This is a genomic window from Roseateles amylovorans (assembly GCF_025398155.2).
Classification (GTDB): domain Bacteria; phylum Pseudomonadota; class Gammaproteobacteria; order Burkholderiales; family Burkholderiaceae_C; genus Roseateles; species Roseateles amylovorans.
Genome location: NZ_CP104562.2, coordinates 5,927,381 through 5,945,404 on the forward strand (window position 1 = coordinate 5,927,381; position 18,024 = coordinate 5,945,404).

The window sequence follows — 18,024 nt, forward strand, 5'->3', positions numbered from 1 at the left end:
GCGAGCGGGGCGCTGCCGGGGCGCTGCTTTGGCTCGGAGACACACCCGCACGGTCTTGTGCCTGTCCGTCGCCGTTCCATCCCGCTGCGTACAACCCGCCGGAGCCTGATTGGAAGCCGATGACGATGGGGCGGGCACCCCCACCTTGCGCAGCCTGCCTCCGCCGCGCCGGCAGGCCGCGTCAGCCAGCCGCACCATCCCCGCGCAGCAGATTCGACAGCTCGACCGCGGACTTCACTTCCATCTTCTCGAACACCCGGGCGCGATGAACCTCCACAGTGCGCACGCTGATGTTGAGCTGGTCGGCAATCAGTTTGTTGGGCAGTCCCTGCACCACGAGCTGCATGACTTCGCGCTCGCGCTCGGTGAGTTCGCCGATGCGCTGACCGAGCGCCGAATGCTGGTCCCGGGCATCGATGGCGGCGGCGCTGACGGCCAGCGCCTGCTCGACCCGGTCCACCAGCGCGTTGTCGGAGAACGGCTTCTCCACGAAGTCGTAAGCGCCCTGCTTGACGGCCGCCACGGCGGTCGGGACATCGCCATGACCGGTCAGGAAGATCACCGGCAAGGTCTGCAGCAGACCGCGTTCGATCAGTCGCTCGAACAGGGCCAATCCGCTCATCCCCGGCATCCGCACATCGAGCAGCAGACAGCTGGGCGCGCTGGGCCAGTCCAGGCCCTGACGCGGCAATCCGTCGAGCATGGACTCGAAGGCCTCGGCGCTGCCAAAGCCTTCGGACAGCAGCCGGCGTGATCGCAACAGCCACGACAGTGCGTCACGCACCACCTCCTCGTCGTCGACGAGGTAGACCATCGGCAAGGACTGCGGCTTCATGCGGATGTTTCTCCATTGAGGGTGGGCCGGGGTGGCCCGCCGGTCACATCCTCGCACGGCAGGCTGAACCGGAACTCGGTGCCCGTGGGGGCCTCGGGCGCGCTGCGGCTTTCAAAGTCCATGGCGCCACCATGTTGCTCCACCACCGTGCGGCACAGGCTCAAGCCCAGGCCCATGCCTTCGCTGCGGGTGGTGAAGAAGGGCGTGAACAGCTGGCGTGCCACTTCGGCCGGAATCCCGGGGCCATGGTCCAGCACCGCGAAACTCAACCAGCGCGGCTGCAGCGGCCGGACCCGCAGGATCAGCACCCGATCGGCCAGCGGTGTGGGGCCGTCCATGGCCTGGATCGCATTGCGGGTGAGGTTGAGCAGCACCTGCTCGACCATGGTCCGGTCGCAGCGCACCCTGGGCAGGCCGCGCGGCACATCCAGCTCGATGCGGGTGCCGCTCTTTCGCGCCTGCAATCGCACCAGCGGCAGCACCGCATCCAGCAGCTGTTCCGCGTTCACCCACTCGCGGGACTGCTCACGGCGCCGCACAAAGTCATGCACGCTCTTGATCACCCGCCCGGCGCGCTCCGCCTGCTCGGCGATGCGGGTCACGGCCTGGCGCACCATCGCGGGTGTCTGGGGGTCGTCGCCTTCCCGCACCATCAGGTTGATCGACGCGGTGGCGTAGCTGGCGATGGCCGCGAGCGGCTGGTTGAGCTCATGGCTGAGCAGCGAGGCCATTTCGCCGACCGTCGCCAATCGGGCGGTGGCCTGGAGCCGCTCCTGCTGCTGACGCGACAATTCCTCGACCTTGCGCTGCGCACTCAGATCCAGCACCGCGCTCATCCAGCCGGTCTGCTGGCCCTCGGCATTGAGCAGCGGCGCCTCGTAGATCATCACCGGGAAGCGCTCCCCGGAACTGCGGGCGAACACCGTCTCGAAGCCTTCCCGCGGCGGCAGCCCCGCCTCCCAGCGGGCTTCGCGGTCGTGATGGCGACGCCAGTATTCCTCGGTGAATTCCGGCGGCCAGTAGGGCGGGGCCTGCGGCGGCCGGCCGGTGCCGACCAGCTCCTCCGCCCCGTAGCCCACCATCGCGCAGAAGGCGGGATTCACATAGCTGATGTTGCCGTCCAGGTCGCGCGCCCGCAGGCCGGTGATGAGGGAGTTCTCCATCGCCTGCCGGAACGCCAGCGCTTCGGCCAGCGCATGCTCTGCCTGAGCACGACGCCGGCCGTCGCGCGCAAGCACCAGCACCAGCGCAAACAGCACCAGCGACAGCCCCATCACCAGCGCCGTGGCCAGGTTGGGAATGAGCTTGGGCTTGCCGGTGGCGCTGTCGACCCGCAGTTGCAGGCTCAGGCCCGGCAGATCGAGCAGCCGCTCGGCCAGGTAGTAGCCGCTGCCCCGGGTCAGGCCGATGCGCGCCAGCCGGGTGCCGTCGCCTTCGACAAAAGACATCTCGAACGCCCGCGCCTGTTCCTGTCCCACCGACTCTTCCAGCAGCGGCCGCAGGCCCAAGGTCGCCACCACATAGGACGGCGGCTCGCCGGCGCGCACCCGCGGCAGGCAGAGGTCGGTCACCTCCAGGCCATCGCCACCGGGCAGCGGCACGAAATAGGACCGCGAGAACAACGGCGTGCCCTGTCGCAGCGCCGTGGCGCAGGCGAGCTCGGTCTCCAGCTGAAGCTGGTCCCGGCCCAGGCGCGCGAACAGCGGCGGTGCGTAAGGCGTGTTGACGATGCGCTGCACGCGACGGTGCTCATCACGCAGCTCGATGCGCAACAGGAGCCGGGTCTGCCGCAACAGGCTGGTGGCGTTGTCGCGCCAATCTTCATCCTGGGCCCACATCAGACCTTGCAGGCCTTGCAGGTCACGTCCCACCAACTGCTTGGCCCGGGCGACCACCTCCGCCGCCGCCTGCTCCGACTCTTCCTGGGCGCGAGACGCCTCATAGCTCAGCGTCAGCGCCACCAGCAAACTCTGGGCGATCAGCAGCAAGGCCACCAGCGTGCCCCACAGCAAAGCGCGCCGCCAACGGCGTGGGCGCGGCAAGGGCGGGGTCAGCGAGTGGGAGGACATCGGCGGCGGCATCAAGCGGGCGGGGAACGGCGAAAGGTGCGGACAGCGCCAAAGAGGAGGAATGAGCACCGAAGCGCGCCAAAGCACGGTCAAAGCACGGTCAAAGCACGGTCAAACCGCGTTCTAAGCGTGGCCAAGGCACGGCCCGATGCCGCCAATGGACATCTGTCGCGGTCAGGCCGCCGATGACCATCCCCTCGGCAGGCCGGCAGTATGGCGCCGCAGCCGCAGGTCGGGATGCGCAGTTTCGCGTATCCCGCTCCGGCACGGCCGCATGCAGGATACGCATAGTCCGCACTGACGGTTGTCAGGGCGGCTCCTACAATCCCCGACCCGTCCCGCATGCTGAACCAGCCGGCCGACGGAGGCGCCCAGGCCCCGCCGTCGCGGCCAACCAGATCGAGTCCTTCCATGTCCACGTCCGAACAGAAAAGCGCGCAGCTGCGCCAGGCCGCCCTCGAATATCACGAGTTTCCGACGCCGGGCAAGATTGCCATCGCGCCGACCAAGCAGCTCGTCAACCAGCGCGACCTGGCCCTGGCCTATTCGCCAGGCGTGGCGGCTGCCTGCGAAGAAATCGTGGCGGATCCGGCCAATGCCTTCCGCTACACCTCGCGCGGCAACCTGGTTGCCGTCATCAGCAACGGCACTGCGGTGCTGGGCCTGGGCGACATCGGCCCGCTGGCCTCCAAGCCGGTGATGGAAGGCAAGGGCGTGCTGTTCAAGAAGTTCGCCGGCATCGATGTCTTCGATCTGGAGATCGACGAGAAGCACAACCTCGACAAGCTGGTCGACGTGATTGCTGCGCTCGAGCCCACCTTCGGCGGCATCAACCTGGAAGACATCAAGGCCCCGGACTGCTTCTATGTGGAGCGGGAACTGCGCAAGCGGATGAAGATCCCCGTCTTCCACGATGACCAGCATGGCACCGCGATCGTGGTCAGCGCCGGTCTGCTCAATGGTCTGAAGGTCCAGGGCAAGGACATCAAGAAGGTCAAGCTGGTCACCTCCGGCGCCGGCGCTGCCGCGCTGGCCTGCCTGAACCTGCTGGTGAAGGTCGGCCTGCCTCGTGAAAACATCTGGGTGACCGACCTGGCCGGCGTGGTCTACCAGGGCCGCACCGAGCTGATGGATCCGGACAAGGCCGAATACGCCCAGCCGACCGACGCCCGCAGCCTGCGCGAAGTGATCAAGGACGCCGACATCTTCCTGGGCCTGTCCGCCGGCGGCGTGCTCAAGGCCGACATGGTCGCCACCATGGCCGACCGGCCGATCATCTTCGCGCTGGCCAATCCCACGCCCGAGATCCTCCCGGAAGAGGTCAAGGCGGTCCGCGACGACGCGATCATGGCCACCGGCCGGACCGACTATCCGAACCAGGTCAACAACGTCCTGTGCTTCCCCTACATCTTCCGCGGTGCGCTTGATTGCGGCGCCACCACCATCAATGACGAGATGGAAATCGCCGCCGTGCGCGCGATCGCGGAACTGGCCCAGGCCGAGCAGAGCGAGGTGGTGGCCGCGGCCTACGCCGGCGCCAACCTGAGCTTCGGGCCCGAGTACCTGATCCCCAAGCCGTTCGACCCGCGCCTGATGATCAAGATCGCGCCGGCGGTGGCCCTGGCGGCGGAAGCCTCGGGCGTGGCCCAGCGTCCGATTGCGGACATGAACGCCTACATCGAGAAGCTGCAGAGCTTCGTCTATGCCTCCGGCACGACGATGAAGCCCATCTTCCAGATCGCCAAGCGTGCCAAGCACAAGCGCGTGGCCTATGCCGAGGGCGAAGAGGAACGGGTGCTGCGTGCGGTGCAGGTGGTGGTGGATGAAGGCCTGGCCCGTCCCACGCTGATCGGTCGCCCACAGGTCATCGCCCAGCGCTGCGAGCGCTTCGGCCTGCGTCTGCAGGAAGGCCGGGACTACGACCTGGTGAACACCGAGTTCGACCACCGCTACCGCGACTACTGGCAGACCTATCTGCAGATGACCGAGCGCAAGGGCGTCACCCAGCAGCTCGCGAAGATCGAGATGCGCCGCCGCCTGACGCTGATCGGCGCCATGATGCTGCACAAGGGCGAGGTCGACGGCATGCTCTGCGGCACCTGGAGCAACACCGCGATGCATCTGCAGTACATCGACCAGGTCATCGGCAAGCGTCCGGGCGTCAAGAACTTCGCCTGCATGAACGGGCTGATCCTGCCGGGTCGCCAGGTCATGCTGGTCGACACCCATGTGAACTACGACCCGACCGCCGAGCAGATCGCCGAGATCACCATCATGGCGGCCGAAGAGATGATGCGCTTCGGCCTGCGGCCGAAGGCGGCGCTGCTCTCGCACAGCAACTTCGGTTCGAGCAACTGCCCGTCCGCGGTCAAGATGCGTGAAGCGCTCGCGCTGATCCAGCAGACGGCGCCCTGGCTGGAGGCGGACGGCGAAATGCACGGCGATGCCGCGCTCGACCCGCAATACCGGCAGCAAGTGATGGCCAACAGCACCCTGACCGGTGAAGCCAACCTGCTGGTCATGCCCAACATCGATGCCGCCAACATCAGCTACAACCTGCTGAAGACGGCGGCCGGCGGCGGCATTGCCATCGGCCCGGTGCTGCTGGGAGCGGCCAAGCCGGTGCATGTGCTGACGCCTTCCGCCACCGTGCGCCGCATCGTCAACATGACGGCCCTGACCGTCGCGGACGCCAACGCCGCACGCTGATCGATCGGCCCCCCGCTCAGCGCGGTTCCGGATCCGCCGTGGCGATCCGGAACCGCGTTCGAGGCTCGGCAGCGCCCCGGCGCAGGCGTGTTGCTTTCGCTTCTGCATTCCGCATGACGGGAACCGAAACCCGTTCCACATCGCTGGCGCAACTGTCCATAGCGATCGTCAATCCCGCTTTAAGGTCATTCAAGACCGTTCCTTCGGGACTGCATTAGAAAAAGTTTGTAGTGGCTCACCAGCCGATTTCACCGCGATGAATCTGGCCGTGGACGCGGCTCTCCTTGTATGTAGGCACGCGCTAACTTTGCCGCTTTTTAGGGCATGCTGGCAGACCCTGGCTTGAGCATTGCGGGCCCTTTCTGTACCATTTCGGCTTCAGGATTCAGGGTAAACCCGTGTTTTGGCTCGAAACGTCAGGGCTCGCCCAGTCGGGGCTGAAGGAAATTTCGGCCCGGTCTTCGGCAGTGAAGCCCACCGGCTGGCGCTCGTTGGGCAAGGTGACCCGCTCCGTGTGCACGGCGGCGGCGATCACCGCAGCACTGCTGAGCGGCGGCGGCGTCATGGCTCGGGACAACAACGCCGGCAGCACGAAAGCGCGCTGGGGCGACACGGTGGCCTTGACCGCGCTTCCGGCCGAAGCGCAATCGACCTACCGACTCGTGCTGTCCGGGGGACCCTTCCCCTACGACAAGGATGGCACGGTTTTCGGTAACCGGGAGAGGCAGTTGCCGGCCAAGGCGCGGGGGTATTACCGAGAGTACACCGTCAAGACGCCGGGCGCACGCAATCGCGGTGCCCGACGGGTGGTGTGCGGCGGCAAGCCTCCCACGAAACCTGATGCTTGTTATTACACCGACGACCACTACGCGAGCTTCAGCAAGATCGCGCCGTGAACCGGCGGAACCGCAATCTGTGACCATCTAGGAGGAACGCGACCATGCTTTTGCAGACAGTCCGTCCCAACATCGTGCAGGCCATCAGGGCCTACCGGGTAGAGGACTTGATGCAGGCCGCCCATGATGCCGGCCAACATTTCCTGTATGCCAATCTGTCGCCAGCGGAAACCAAGCAGGATGTGCTGGAGCTCATCGCCAGCGCCTTCCTGTTCCCGGCTCACTTCGGCAAGAACCTGGATGCGTTGTACGACTGCATGACCGACCTGGTGAACAAGTCAGGCGCGCAGCCCGGCTTCGTGGTGGTGCTGGATCAACTCCCTGATCACGCCCGCTTCGACCGCGAAGCCCGCGAGCAACTGCTCGATGTCTTCCGGGAGGCCGCCGACTTCTGGGGCGAACGAAAAGTCCAGTTCCGCTGTTTCTATTCTTTTCAGTAGCCCGCTCCCAAGAAATCGGGTCATGGGAGCGGGCGACTGAGGTGGCCCCCGCAGAGAAGCCGGTGCTCAAGAGCACCAAGACGAATCCAAACCCCAACTTCGGCATGAACATGCCGATGATGTGCAGTGCGTTTGATACCTCCATGTGGCTGAACGCCGCCTGAAGTCCATCACCCGTACCGCCGCAGCGACCGCCTGACCCGTCGCTGAAATAGAAAAGGCCTTCCAGAACCGGAAGGCCTTTTTTTGTTCTTCGCGAATATGCGGGGCAGAACGACACACGGCCAGGTGCCGGACCTGGCTGGCAGCGCGGCACGGCTGTGCAAGTTGGTGACGGTTCGCCACGTGGCGCCGTTCTATGCACTGGCCTGGGCGACAGTCAAGCGCATCGATACCGCCATCTGGAGCGTCAGCTCGGTCCCGTTGATCTGGCAGGGTGCGGGTCATCGCGATGGACGAATTCGCGATCCACAAGGGTCACCGCTACGCGACTGTCATCGTCGAGCCGTGCCGCAATCAAGTGCTCTGGGTGAGCCTGGGTCAGGGACTGGGCCAGGGCCATGCTGGCCTCGAAGCGCCTGGAAATGCTCGCCTCGGATTCGACACGGCCGGCATAGCGAATGGTGATGGGCAGCATACGCAGCGTCCGCCGCGCATGCTGTCCTCTCAACGCGTAATCACGTAGTAGCCCGTGCCGGCGCCCGGGGTAGCGCTGCCGGTCTGCACCAGCAGCACATGGCGGCCGGTCACCGAGTGGAACACCTTGACGCCATAGCTCTGAACGCCGGCGATCATCGGCAGCGACAGGTCGGGCTGCGGCAGTTGCAGCGAGGTCGTGAAGCGCTTGTAGACCGAGGCGTAGGTGCCGATGTAGTTCACGCCCTGGTAGGACGCGCCCGAGGCCGGCTCCAGCGCCAGCGTCTCGTCTAGCGCGGTGTTGTTGCTCAGGCTGTAGATCCCGCGGGTGACGCCGGACAGACGGCCCATGTAGCGCAGGTCGGACGTGCGATAGAAGGTGGCGCCGGCGGTGAACAGCTGGTCCTGGACCTCGCTCAGGAACATCGGCGTGGCCATCGCGAAGTCGCCGTGATAAGGGGACTCGCCCGATCCGGTGAACTTGTGGGTGACCGGGTCGAAACCGTAATAACTGATGTCGGCCGGGGACAGCCCCTGGGAGAGGACGAACACCTTGTTCAGCTTGCCGGCGATGACGCCGTATTGCGTACCCCAGAAGGTGCCGGGGTAGCCGCTGGCCGTGTCCACGACATCCCCGGTGCGGCCATTGATCATGGTGATGGCCGGGCTCACCCACTGGTTGCCGCCGATCAGCGAGACAAAGCCGCCATCATCCACGAACGCATCGGTCTGGGCACCAAAGGTGGTGAAGGTGCGCACCACGGTCAGCGTCTGCAAATCCACCAGCGATGCCAGCCCCTCGTGCAGCACCACCGCCAGCAGGCCATTGGGGCTGAGGCTGTAGTTCTTCACGGCCGCAGGCAGCCCGACCGATTGGGTCACGCCGGTGAACGGGTCGATCAGGCGCAGGGCGGTCGGGCCTTGCGAGGTGACCACGATCTTGTCCAGGCCGCTGTCGTATCGGGCCTCGCCCGGTGTGAAGCCGAGCTGGACCTGGCTGGCGATCGAAGCGAGCGCGCGGATTTCGACGGCGCGCAGCACCGTCGTGCGGCCGTCCGACACCGAGACGGTGGCCTGGTAGACACCGGCCACGTCGGGCACCAGCGACATTGCCGGTGTGGTGGCATTCGCGATCGTGGCAGTGCTGCCGGCGGGGCGGGCGTCCAGTTGCCACTGGTAGGTCAGGGCGTCGCCATCGCCGTCATAGCTCAGGGCGGCGGTGGCACTCACCGTGCCGCCAAGCTCGACGGTAACGCGGGTATGGTCCAGGACCACCACCGGGGCATCGTTGCCGACCATCATGGTCACCGAGCGCTCGGAGAAGGCGCCGGAGGTGTCCGTGACTCGCAGGCGGAAGACGTAGTTGCCTCCCACATCCGGGGTGATGGCGGGCGTGGCGGCGCTCAGGCTGGACAGCGAGGCGGTGCTGCCGTTGGGGCGGCTGTCCAGGCTCCACAGGTAGGTGAGCGCGTCGCCGTCGGCGTCAATGCTGCTGTCGCCGCGGAAGGTCACGATGGTGCCGACCGGCACCTTGAAACCGGGGGCCGTCGGCAGCGCCACAGGCGTCGCATTGGAGGCGATGGCGGCGGTGGGCGCGCGGTTGTTGGCGCGGATCGTGGTCAGCTTTTCCGACTTCGCGCCGGCGGCGTCGGTGACCACAAGCTTGACGACGTAGTCACCCAGGACGTCCGGTTGCAAGATAGTGGTGACCGCCGCGGTGCTGCTCAGGGTCGCGGTGCTGGCGTTCGGTCGGCTGACCAGCGTCCACGCACGAGAGGCGATGGCCCCTTCCGGGTCGCTGGCACTGCTGCTGTCCAGTTGGACCACATAGCCCACTGATGTCGTGATGGTGCTGGACGCGGCTTGCATCACCACCGGGGTCACCTGGACCACCGCGCCGGGCGTCGGCGGGGTGTTGTCCGCCACCACGGTCACTTGCTGCGTGGCCTGGCCGTTGCGGGCGTCAGTAACCTTCAGGGAGAAGACATACGAGCCCAGCACGTCGGGGTGGAACTCCAGCACCTGCACGGCGGCATCGGCAATGGCCAGGGTGCTGCTGGCGGGCTTGCTGGTGAGGGTCCAGCTGTAGGTGAGCGCGTCCTTGTCCGGATCGACGCTGCTGCCGGCATCCAGGCGGACCAAGCCGCCCAGGCTGACGCCCATGCTGTCGCTCGCAGCGTTCGCGCGCACATCGCCGCTGCTGAGCACGGCGACACGCGGGGGCTGGTTGGGGGTGTCCGAGCCGCCGCCGCCGCAGGCGGACAGGGCAAGAAGTACGAACGAAGACAGCAGGGCGTGGTGCGCCTTGCCCAAGAAGCGTTGCATGTGATTTCTCCCTCGAGTCGCCAGGGTCTGACGCCCCGGAGCGGGCGGATTGTATGAAGGATTGCTCGCAGGTGAATGCCAGGTGACACACCCAAAATGGGGAGGTCGATGACGCTACTCCCCCCCCATGGCGCTCGTCACCTCGGACTTTTAATTGGTAGGTGCCTGGCTCGAGGCCAGGTCGAGGAGCCAAATTCGAAGCCCTGTCATCGCAAGATGTCGGGGCTTTTTTTGGTTCTTCACGGAAGAAGGGGATGCCTTGAGTCTGCCCAAGTAGAAGCGCGGTGACTGCTCGGAGATGATGTTTGTGCGACCAACCATCCAATCCGAAAGCACCGCTCCATGGGTAAAGATTACGAGCTGGCTCCCGTTCTGGGAGGGATTCGGCGTCGTCAATGCGTATTCCGACGAACACACTGGGCGTGTGAGACTGGAGCCGTTGCCCAAGCACAAGCTGCACTGCGGGCGATGTCAGCGGCGTGTGAATCGAGTGCACGAGCGCGTCCATCAACGCGTGCGCGACCTGCCGATGCTCGGGCGTCGCGTCGAGTTGCATGTGCAGGTGCAGGTGCTGAGGCTGGACTGCCCGCACTGCGGACGGTGCTTGCAGCAGATGTCATGGCTGGATCGACACAGCCGGCTCACCCGGCGCTTGGAGATGGATGAGCCTGCCCTGTTCAAGGGCCATCGCTACGCCAGCGTGGTCCTGGATGCCGACACGCGTCGGGTGCTGTTCGTGGCCCAAGGTCGCACCAGGGCGGCCATCCGACCGTTCCTTGAATCCTTGGGGTATCGCGGCTGCGGCCGTATTGAGCCGGTGGCCATGGATATGAACACGGCCTACGTTTCGAAGGTCTGCGTTGGGGCTGAGCGCTGCCCCCCACGGGCCACGCTGCCTCAGGTTGCCTGGGAACCGTCAGAGCGACTGCGCCAGCGCGACGAATTCCTGCACCGGCACTTCCTCGGCCCGGCGCTGCAAATCGAATTCGCCCTGGAAGCCGCGCGCCTCGAGCCAGCGCCCCAAGCTGTGCCGCAGCAATTTCCGGCGTTGCGAGAATGCCGAGGCCACCATCTCGCTCAGCAATGCCTCGTCCAGCGATGCGGGCTGGGCATGCGGGATCATGCGCACGATGGCGGAGTTGACCCGTGGCGGTGGATCGAAAGCCTCTGGCGGCACGTCGAACAGCGCATCCACCTGGTAGCGCCACTGCAGCATCACGCTGAGCCGGCCGTAGTCCTTGCTGCCTGGGCCGCTGGCCATGCGATCGACGACCTCTTTCTGCAGCATGAAGGTCTGGTCCACCACCTGATCCACGAACTGCAGCAAGTGGAAGAGGATGGGCGACGAGATGTTGTAGGGCAGATTGCCGACCACCCGCAGCGACTGGCCGCGCTCGGTCGCCAGCGCACCGAAGTCCACCTTCAGCACGTCGGACTCGATGACGGTCAGGTCCCCGCGCTTGCGCAACCGGGCCGCCAGATCGCGGTCCAGCTCGACCACGGTCAGCGGCTGGCTGCTCGCCGGAAGTTGCGCCAGCAAGGGCAGCGTCATCGCGCCAAGACCCGGGCCGATCTCCACCATGGCCTCGTTCTCGCCGGGGGCGATGGCGTCGATGATGGCGCCGATGACGCTCTTGTCGGTCAGGAAGTGCTGACCAAAGCGCTTGCGCGCGACATGTCCCATGACGACTCAGCCTTGAACGGTCAGTCCAGCCATTCGCGGGTCTCGACGAAGGCGCGCGCGCGCAGGTCCTTCATCCAGTCGCCATAGGCTTCGTCGTACTTGCGCTCACGCAGGGCCTGGCGCGCCTGGTCGCGCAGTTGCTTGGTGTCCAGCACCACATCGCGACGCTCCATCACCTGGATCAGGTGGACGCCGAAACGCGACGGCACCGGATTGCTGATGCCCTTGAGCGGCAGCGCATCCATGGCTTCCTCGAACTCGGGCACGAAGCTGCCCGGCGAGACCCAACCCAGATCGCCGCCCTCCTGAGCACTGCCGTCCTCGGAGTTGGCACGCGCGAGCTGCTCGAAGGTGGCGCGGCCGGATTCGATCGCGCGCTTGAACTCGGTCAGGCGGCGAGTGGCCTGCTCGGGGCTCAGTTGTTCGGAGGGGCGCAGCAGGATGTGGCGGGCCCGGGTCTGCACCACGGTGTTGATCGAGGCCTTGCCGCTTTGGCGCTCGATCAGCTTCAGCACATGGAAGCCAGCACCGGAACGCAGCAGCACCTGGCGCACCTCGCCTTCCTTGAGGTCGCGCACCGCCTCGACAAACACGTCGGGCAGCTTGTCGCCGGCGCGCAGGCCGATTTCACCACCACGGGCCTTGTTCGCATCCTCGGAGACCTCACGCGCCACCTTGGCGAAGTCTTCGCCGGCCTTCACCCGTTCCAGGGCCGCTTCCGCGCGGGCTCGACGTTCTGCGACCAGCGCAGGCGCCGCATCTTCCGGCACCGGGACCAGGATCTGAGCGATGTTCAGTTGCGCCCGGTCCTGCAGCGCGGCTTGGCGTTCATCCAGGTATTTGTCGATCTCGCCGTCGGTGACGCGGATCCGACCCTGCACCTCGCGTTCACGCACCCGCTCGCTCAGCATCTGGTCGCGCAGGTTCTCACGGAAGCGGCGGAAGTCGATGCCGTCTGCGGCCAGACGCTTCTTGAGCTCGTCCATGGACAGCTTGTTCTGCGTGGCCACGTTGGCCACCACGCGGTCCAGTTCCGGCTCGTCGACGCGCGGGCCGTTCTCGCGGGCATAGGTCACCAGCACGCGCTCGTCGATCAGGCTGTCCAGCGCCTGTTTGTGCAGCAGCTCATTGGTCGGCGTGTCGCCGCGGCGGCGGGCCTCGTCACGCATGCGCTCGGTGCGCTGCACGACTTCAGACGCGGCCACGATGTCGGAGTTCACCACCGCGGCAATGTAGTCGCCGGGCTTGAGGGTGCGGGGTTCCAACGGGGGACGGCTCGCGGCGGTGGTCGAGGTGGTGGCCGAGGCTGCTGCGGCCGGCGCGGCGGCGGGTGTCGTGACCTGCGCGACCGCGGTGGGCGCGGCGGCAGGGGGTTGGCTGTCTTGCGCCCACGACGCGGTGCCCGCCATCGCGGACAGGACGAGCGTGGCGGCTGCCACCTGCTTGAAATTTCGCATCGAACGCAATTCAGTCATAAGTGCCAAAGGCCGAGCGTTCCGAGCTCAGCGAACGGTAACCCGGAATATTGTCTCTCAACACTTTCAGCGCATTGGAGCCCAGCGGGGACAGACCGACGAGCTCCAATTGCAGCATCAATCGGGTATTGGTCTCGGCGCGACCGGTCGCCTGGCGTTCCGCGCCGATGCGCAGGATCCAGCAACCAGAGTCGTATTCCGCGCCGATCACGGAATCAGTGAAGCGCTTGTCACGCATCGAATACTGCAGCCGGCCGGCGCCATACCAGGCGCCTTGGCAGCCCGGGCCGCCGGTGACCGCCTTGCGGTCCGGTCCGAACAGCGGCCATTGCCAGGCCAGCTCCAGTTGTTCGCTCTGGCCGCGGGCCAGTCGATAGGACGCGCTCAGCGTGCGGAACGGTCCCGGCGAATAGCGCAGGCGCAGCACGGTTCGCTCGACCTTGCCGTCCGAGGAATTCAGCTGCAGCGTGCTGTCGGTCCACCAGGCCTGGTTCAGGTGGGCGGAGCCCAGCAACACCACATCGGACAGCCGATGGGTCTGCGGCGTACCGTCCGGCGAGATCCGCTGGTCACGCAGCAGATAGCGCTGGACCATGCCCAGGCGCAGTTGCTCTTCGCCGCGTTCGTTCTCGATCCAGCGCGAGGTGGCACCGAAGGCCACCATGTGCGCATCGCTCACCCGGTCGACGCCGGAGAACTGGTTCTCGGCGAACACCGAGTCGAAGTTGTAGTCGCGCGGTGCCGCATCGAAATTGGGAACGAAGGACTGGTCGCGGTAGGGCGTGTTCAGGTAGAGCACGCGCGGTTCCAGCGTCTGGCGGGCGTCCTGGCCGAACAGCGTGGTGTTGCGCTCCAGGATCCAGCCGTGGTCGATGCTGAAGGTCGGGATGGTGCGGCTGATCGAGCGCTGGCCGTTGGCCAGCGTCTCGTCCACGTGATAGCTGGCCGAATTGAACGACACCTTCGGAATCAGCCACCAAGCCGCGCCGCTCATCGGCAGGCTCACATGGCCGAGCATGTGCATCCGCTCGCCGGTCTGCGTCTGGCTGGTCAGGGCGCCGCTGGGCAGGTCGAAGCGGTTGTACTCGACCTCCACGCCCCCTTCCAGACGGGCACCGCGGCCGGTCGGCAAATAGCCGGCCAGCACCGAGTCGTCAGCCTCGGTCTGCAGTCGCACGCCGATCTGCGGCGATCGCTGATACGGGGAGGCGAACTGGTCGACCGTCTCCGTGACCTGCAACGGCTGCCAGCGCTGCACCCGGGCATAGGCCTGGACATCGCCCCAGTTGAAGTCGAAGTCGCGCTGAGTGCGGTAGTCCGACTGCAGCAGACGCGGCGTCTGGCTGCTCATGCGGCGGCGGAAATCCTTCCAGTAGTCGTTGTCGGAGACTCGCTCCGAGTTGATCTGGTAGCGCCAGTTGGGCGTGATGTCGCCGTCGTTCTGCAGCCGCAGGTCCCAGCGCGACCGACCCATCACCCGGTCATTCGGCAGCCAGGCCAGATTGATCTGGCCGCGGTGGGCGGGCTCGAGGAAACGGAACTCGCTGTCCACGCCGGCGCCGCGCTTGGTCATCACATACGGCGTGAAGGTCGCATCCCGATTCGGCGCGATGCTCCAGTAATACGGCTGGCCGAATTCGAAGCCGCTGCGGTTGTCGATGTTGACGTTGGGCGGCAGCAGGCCGGACTTGGGCTGATCGCCCAGCGGGAAGCTCAGCGACGGTGCGGCCAGGATGGGCACGCCCAGGAAGCGCAGCACCGCGCCGGTGGCCTCGCCCTCACCCGCCTCGAAGTCCAGGCGCAGGCTCTTGGTGACGAGCTCCCAGTCGCGCTTGCGTTCGCCGTCCTCGGACACCGGGCAGGTGCTGTAGGTGGCCTCATCGGCCCGCATGCGCTGGTCGCCGAGGAAGTGCAGCGCCTTCGCACTGCCGCTGCCGCCGGTGGTGGAGAAGAAATAGGTGGGGCTGTCGAGCTGACCCTCGAAGCGGTCGACGAACAGGCTGAGCGTCGGTCCGCGCAGGATGGCGCCGTTCTGGCTCAGCTCGACATCGCCCTGCGCCGTGGCCAGGTCCTGGGCATGGTCGTAGGTCAGCGTCTTGGTCTTGAGCAGCAGGTTGCCATAGCGCAGTTGCACATCGCCTTGGGCCTCGGAGCGCTGGTCCACCTCGGTGGTGATCCGGTCCGCACTCAGCGCCATCGCCGGACGCAGGTCCTTGCGACGGGTCTGATTGAGCTGCTTGCTGGGTTTGAGCGCCAGGCCTTCGCCAGCGGATTCCTGAGCCCACGCCACCGGCGACGCGGGCAGCGCCACCGCCAGCAGGACGGCCAGGGGCAAGGGGCGGAGGCGGGGAACCGAGGAGCGCATCAAGGCAGGGCGGCGTCTGGCGGGGGCGTCGTGCATGGGACAGGCGGCCGCGCGAGTCACGCCGCGCTGCCCGGGGGTTTGTAGAATCATTATCCACGAGCCCGGGCTCCGCGCCGGGCCCGCGCTTGCGGTGCCGCCGGGCCGTTGGCCGAATTCAGTGTGCCCCTGTTCCGATTCCTTCGCGCCCTGCGCGTTCACCCCCACCGCCGGCCTCTCGCCCCGACCCCGCATGACTGCCTCCGACTCGCCCGCGCTGTGGCCCGACGCCGACCGTGCCGCCCGGTTCCAGCAATGGCTGGCCCCTTTGGTGGACCGCCTCGGCCTGCGGCCCGACACCCTGACGCTGGCCAGCAGCGATGCCAGCTCCCGCCGCTATCTGCGACTGCGCACCGCCGATGGCGGCAGCCTGGTGGTCATGGATGCGCCAGCCACGCCCAACCAGGTGCGTCCCTTCATGGAGGTGGCCGCGCTGATGACCGGATGCGGCCTGCACGTGCCGCGTCTGCTGGCGCAGGACGAGGACCAGGGCTTCGTGCTGATGGAAGACCTGGGGTCGCTGGGCTATCTGGAGGCATTGCGCGCGGCGCAAGTCGCGCAGGACATGGCCACGGCAAGTTCCCTGATGCGCGACGCCACCACCGCCCTGCTGCGCTGGCAGGGCTGCGCGGCGGGCGCTTCGCTGCCGCGCTTCGATGAAGCGTTCGTGCGGCGCGAGCTGCAGATCTTTGTCGACTGGTGCGTCCAGGCCCATCACGGCAAGCAGTGGAATGAGCGACAGCTCGAACAATGGAACCGCACGGTCGCCCTGCTGGTCGCCAACATCACCGCCCAGCCGATGGTGCCCATGCACCGCGACTACATGGCGCGCAACCTGATGGTCTGCCGCTCGGCGTCCCCCACGTCAGACGACACCGCGCCCACCAACATCGCGCCCGACGCAGCCGCCGCACCGCTCAACCCCGGCATCCTCGACTTCCAGGATGCGGTGCTGGGCCCGATCACCTACGACCTCGCCTCCCTGCTCCGCGACGCCTTCCTGACCTGGGATGAGGCCGAGGAGCTGGACTGGGCGGTGCGTTACTGGGAAGGCGCCCGCAGCGCCGGCCTGTTCGGCATCGATCCATCGACCGCCGCCCACGCGGATGGCCCGGACCCGCACCCCATGGCACAGGACTTCGGCCTGTTCTGGCGGGCGCTGGAATGGACCGCGCTGCAGCGCCATCTGAAGATCCTGGGCATCTTCTGCCGACTCAAGCTGCGCGACGGCAAGCCGCACTATGCGGAGGACCTGCCACGCTTCTATGCCTATGTGGTGAAGACCGCGAGCCGCTACATGGAACTCACGCCGCTGGTGCGGCTGATGGAAGACCTGCAACCGCAGATGATGCAGACCGGCTTCAGCCTGCGCTAGCGGCGGAAGCGGAGATCACGGCCGCATCAGCCGCTGTGTCAGCCGCTGCATCAGCCGCGGGCGACTGAGTGGTCGCAGCAGAGGCGCCCGCCGTCGAGACGGCCCCGGAAGGGGCTGCGGCGGCGGTGCCTCCTGATGCGGTCGACGCGGTGGATGCCGTCGATGCGGCAGCTGCCGCGCGGGTCGCCGCCGCGGCCTTCCCCGCCGCGATGGTCGGACAACCGGCTGCGGCGAGCCAGGGATCCTCGTCCTGGCCGCCGAACACCTCGATCAGGAAATCCAGGAAGGCGCGGGTGCGCGCGGGCACGAACTTGCGGGTCGGCATCGCCGCCCAGAGCGAATAGCTGTAGATGCGCCACTGGGACAGCACCCGTTCCAGCGCGCCCTCCATCAACGCATCGCCCACCACGAACGATGGCAGGCCGGCCACGCCCACACCGTGCAGGGCGCAGGCATATTTGGTGTCGACCGAGGACGTCGTCATCACCGGCCGCGACGGGATGGTGAAGAAGCTCTCGGCCGGCTCGCCGTCGACGCCGCAGCGCTCGAAGGTCACGCCGCGGGAGAGCTCATGGATCGGCGGCAGCACCAGGTCATGCTGTTTGAGCTCGGACGGATGCTGCGGCCGACCGCGACGCGCCAGGTACTCCGGCGACGCGCACATGATCACCTCGGTGCGGGCCAGGCGCTTGGCGATGAACTCGCCCTGCAACGGGACCCGGGTGCTGATGACGGTGATGTCGAAGCTGTCGTCCAGGGTGTCGACCGGTCCCGATGCCACCAGCTCCAGGCTGACCAGCGGATACATCGCATGGAACCGCGCCAGGTGGCGTGCCAGCTGATGCACCGCGATGGCCGGCGGCATCAGCACCCGCAGGTTGCCGCGGGGCTCGGTCACCGCAGCGGTGGCCAGGGCTTCGGCCTCCTCGATGTCGCTCAGGATGCGCCGACAGCGCTCCAGATAGGACTCCCCCACATCCGTCAGCGACAGCCGGCGGGTGGTGCGGTTGAGCAGCCGGGCACCGAGGTGCTCCTCCAGCTCGGCCACCAGCCGCGTCACCACGGCGGGCGCCAGATCCAGGGCCCGCGCCGCGCCGGCGAGGCTGCCTTCGTCGATGACGCGGGTGAACACCCGCATCGCCTTGACCTGGTCCATGACGCTCCTTCCGCCGCCTTCGC

12 protein-coding genes and 1 pseudogene are annotated in these 18,024 nt (G+C 66.8%); 5 read left to right on the forward strand and 8 right to left on the reverse strand.

The genetic code is table 11. The features are described from left to right. Nucleotides 1-181 precede the first annotated feature (181 nt). Together N4261_RS24525 and N4261_RS24530 are read right to left on the reverse strand one after the other, a co-directional pair. Complete coding sequence (locus tag N4261_RS24525) at nt 182-835, reverse strand: response regulator transcription factor (RefSeq protein WP_261757859.1); 654 nt, start codon at nt 833-835, stop codon at nt 182-184. Beyond that, nucleotides 832-2,904, reverse strand: coding sequence for a PAS domain-containing sensor histidine kinase (locus N4261_RS24530; protein WP_261757860.1), 2,073 nt, complete (start codon nt 2,902-2,904; stop codon nt 832-834). The genes N4261_RS24525 and N4261_RS24530 overlap by 4 nt, the downstream gene beginning before the upstream one ends. Before the next feature lie 411 nt (nt 2,905-3,315). On the opposite strand from N4261_RS24530, the gene N4261_RS24535 reads away from it, so the two are divergent. The 3 genes from N4261_RS24535 to N4261_RS24545 all read left to right on the forward strand — a co-directional run bounded on the left by N4261_RS24535 (nt 3,316) and on the right by N4261_RS24545 (nt 6,949). Continuing rightward, nucleotides 3,316-5,613, forward strand: a complete 2,298-nt coding sequence (locus N4261_RS24535; RefSeq protein WP_435531976.1) for an NADP-dependent malic enzyme — start codon at nt 3,316-3,318, stop codon at nt 5,611-5,613. 563 nt (nt 5,614-6,176) lie between these two features. Next, nucleotides 6,177-6,509: a guanyl-specific ribonuclease gene (locus N4261_RS24540; protein ID WP_261760842.1), complete on the forward strand. Its 333-nt coding sequence runs from the start codon at nt 6,177-6,179 to the stop codon at nt 6,507-6,509. A 44-nt stretch (nt 6,510-6,553) separates the two neighbouring features. Further along, on the forward strand, nt 6,554-6,949 hold the full coding sequence (locus N4261_RS24545; RefSeq protein WP_261757862.1) for a barstar family protein: 396 nt from the start codon (nt 6,554-6,556) through the stop codon (nt 6,947-6,949). Nucleotides 6,950-7,358: 409 nt separating this feature from the next. Here N4261_RS24545 and N4261_RS24550 read toward each other — a convergent pair whose 3' ends face one another. Both N4261_RS24550 and N4261_RS24555 read right to left on the reverse strand, forming a co-directional pair. Further along, on the reverse strand, nt 7,359-7,586 hold the full coding sequence (locus tag N4261_RS24550; RefSeq protein WP_261757863.1) for a hypothetical protein: 228 nt from the start codon (nt 7,584-7,586) through the stop codon (nt 7,359-7,361). A 29-nt stretch (nt 7,587-7,615) separates the two neighbouring features. After that, nucleotides 7,616-9,910 carry a PKD domain-containing protein gene (locus N4261_RS24555; RefSeq protein ID WP_261757864.1) on the reverse strand — a complete coding sequence of 765 codons (2,295 nt, stop codon included), beginning with the start codon at nt 9,908-9,910 and terminating at the stop codon, nt 7,616-7,618. 301 nt (nt 9,911-10,211) lie between these two features. Here N4261_RS24555 and N4261_RS26185 point away from each other — a divergent pair. Further along, nucleotides 10,212-10,754: pseudogene (locus N4261_RS26185) on the forward strand (transposase); the annotation flags it as partial. Nucleotides 10,755-10,826: 72 nt separating this feature from the next. Here the strand turns inward: N4261_RS26185 and rsmA are convergent. From rsmA to N4261_RS24575, 3 genes are read right to left on the reverse strand one after another with little or no spacing between them, the layout of a single operon-like run. Next, nucleotides 10,827-11,594 (reverse strand): 16S rRNA (adenine(1518)-N(6)/adenine(1519)-N(6))-dimethyltransferase RsmA, encoded by a 768-nt coding sequence (rsmA, locus tag N4261_RS24565; RefSeq protein ID WP_261757865.1) that lies wholly within the window; start codon nt 11,592-11,594, stop codon nt 10,827-10,829. A gap of 20 nt (nt 11,595-11,614) precedes the next feature. Continuing rightward, complete coding sequence (locus N4261_RS24570) at nt 11,615-13,051, reverse strand: peptidylprolyl isomerase (RefSeq protein ID WP_261757866.1); 1,437 nt, start codon at nt 13,049-13,051, stop codon at nt 11,615-11,617. 10 nt (nt 13,052-13,061) lie between these two features. Further along, entirely contained in the window at nt 13,062-15,404 is a 2,343-nt protein-coding gene (locus tag N4261_RS24575; RefSeq protein ID WP_261757867.1) for an LPS-assembly protein LptD, read from the reverse strand. A gap of 259 nt (nt 15,405-15,663) precedes the next feature. On the opposite strand from N4261_RS24575, the gene N4261_RS24580 reads away from it, so the two are divergent. Further along, nucleotides 15,664-16,845, forward strand: a complete 1,182-nt coding sequence (locus tag N4261_RS24580) for an aminoglycoside phosphotransferase family protein (RefSeq protein ID WP_261757868.1) — start codon at nt 15,664-15,666, stop codon at nt 16,843-16,845. On the opposite strand, the gene N4261_RS24585 is transcribed toward N4261_RS24580, so the two are convergent. Then, nucleotides 16,832-18,001: a LysR family transcriptional regulator gene (locus tag N4261_RS24585; RefSeq protein ID WP_261757869.1), complete on the reverse strand. Its 1,170-nt coding sequence runs from the start codon at nt 17,999-18,001 to the stop codon at nt 16,832-16,834. The genes N4261_RS24580 and N4261_RS24585 overlap by 14 nt on opposite strands. Between the last annotated feature and the right edge of the window lie 23 nt (nt 18,002-18,024).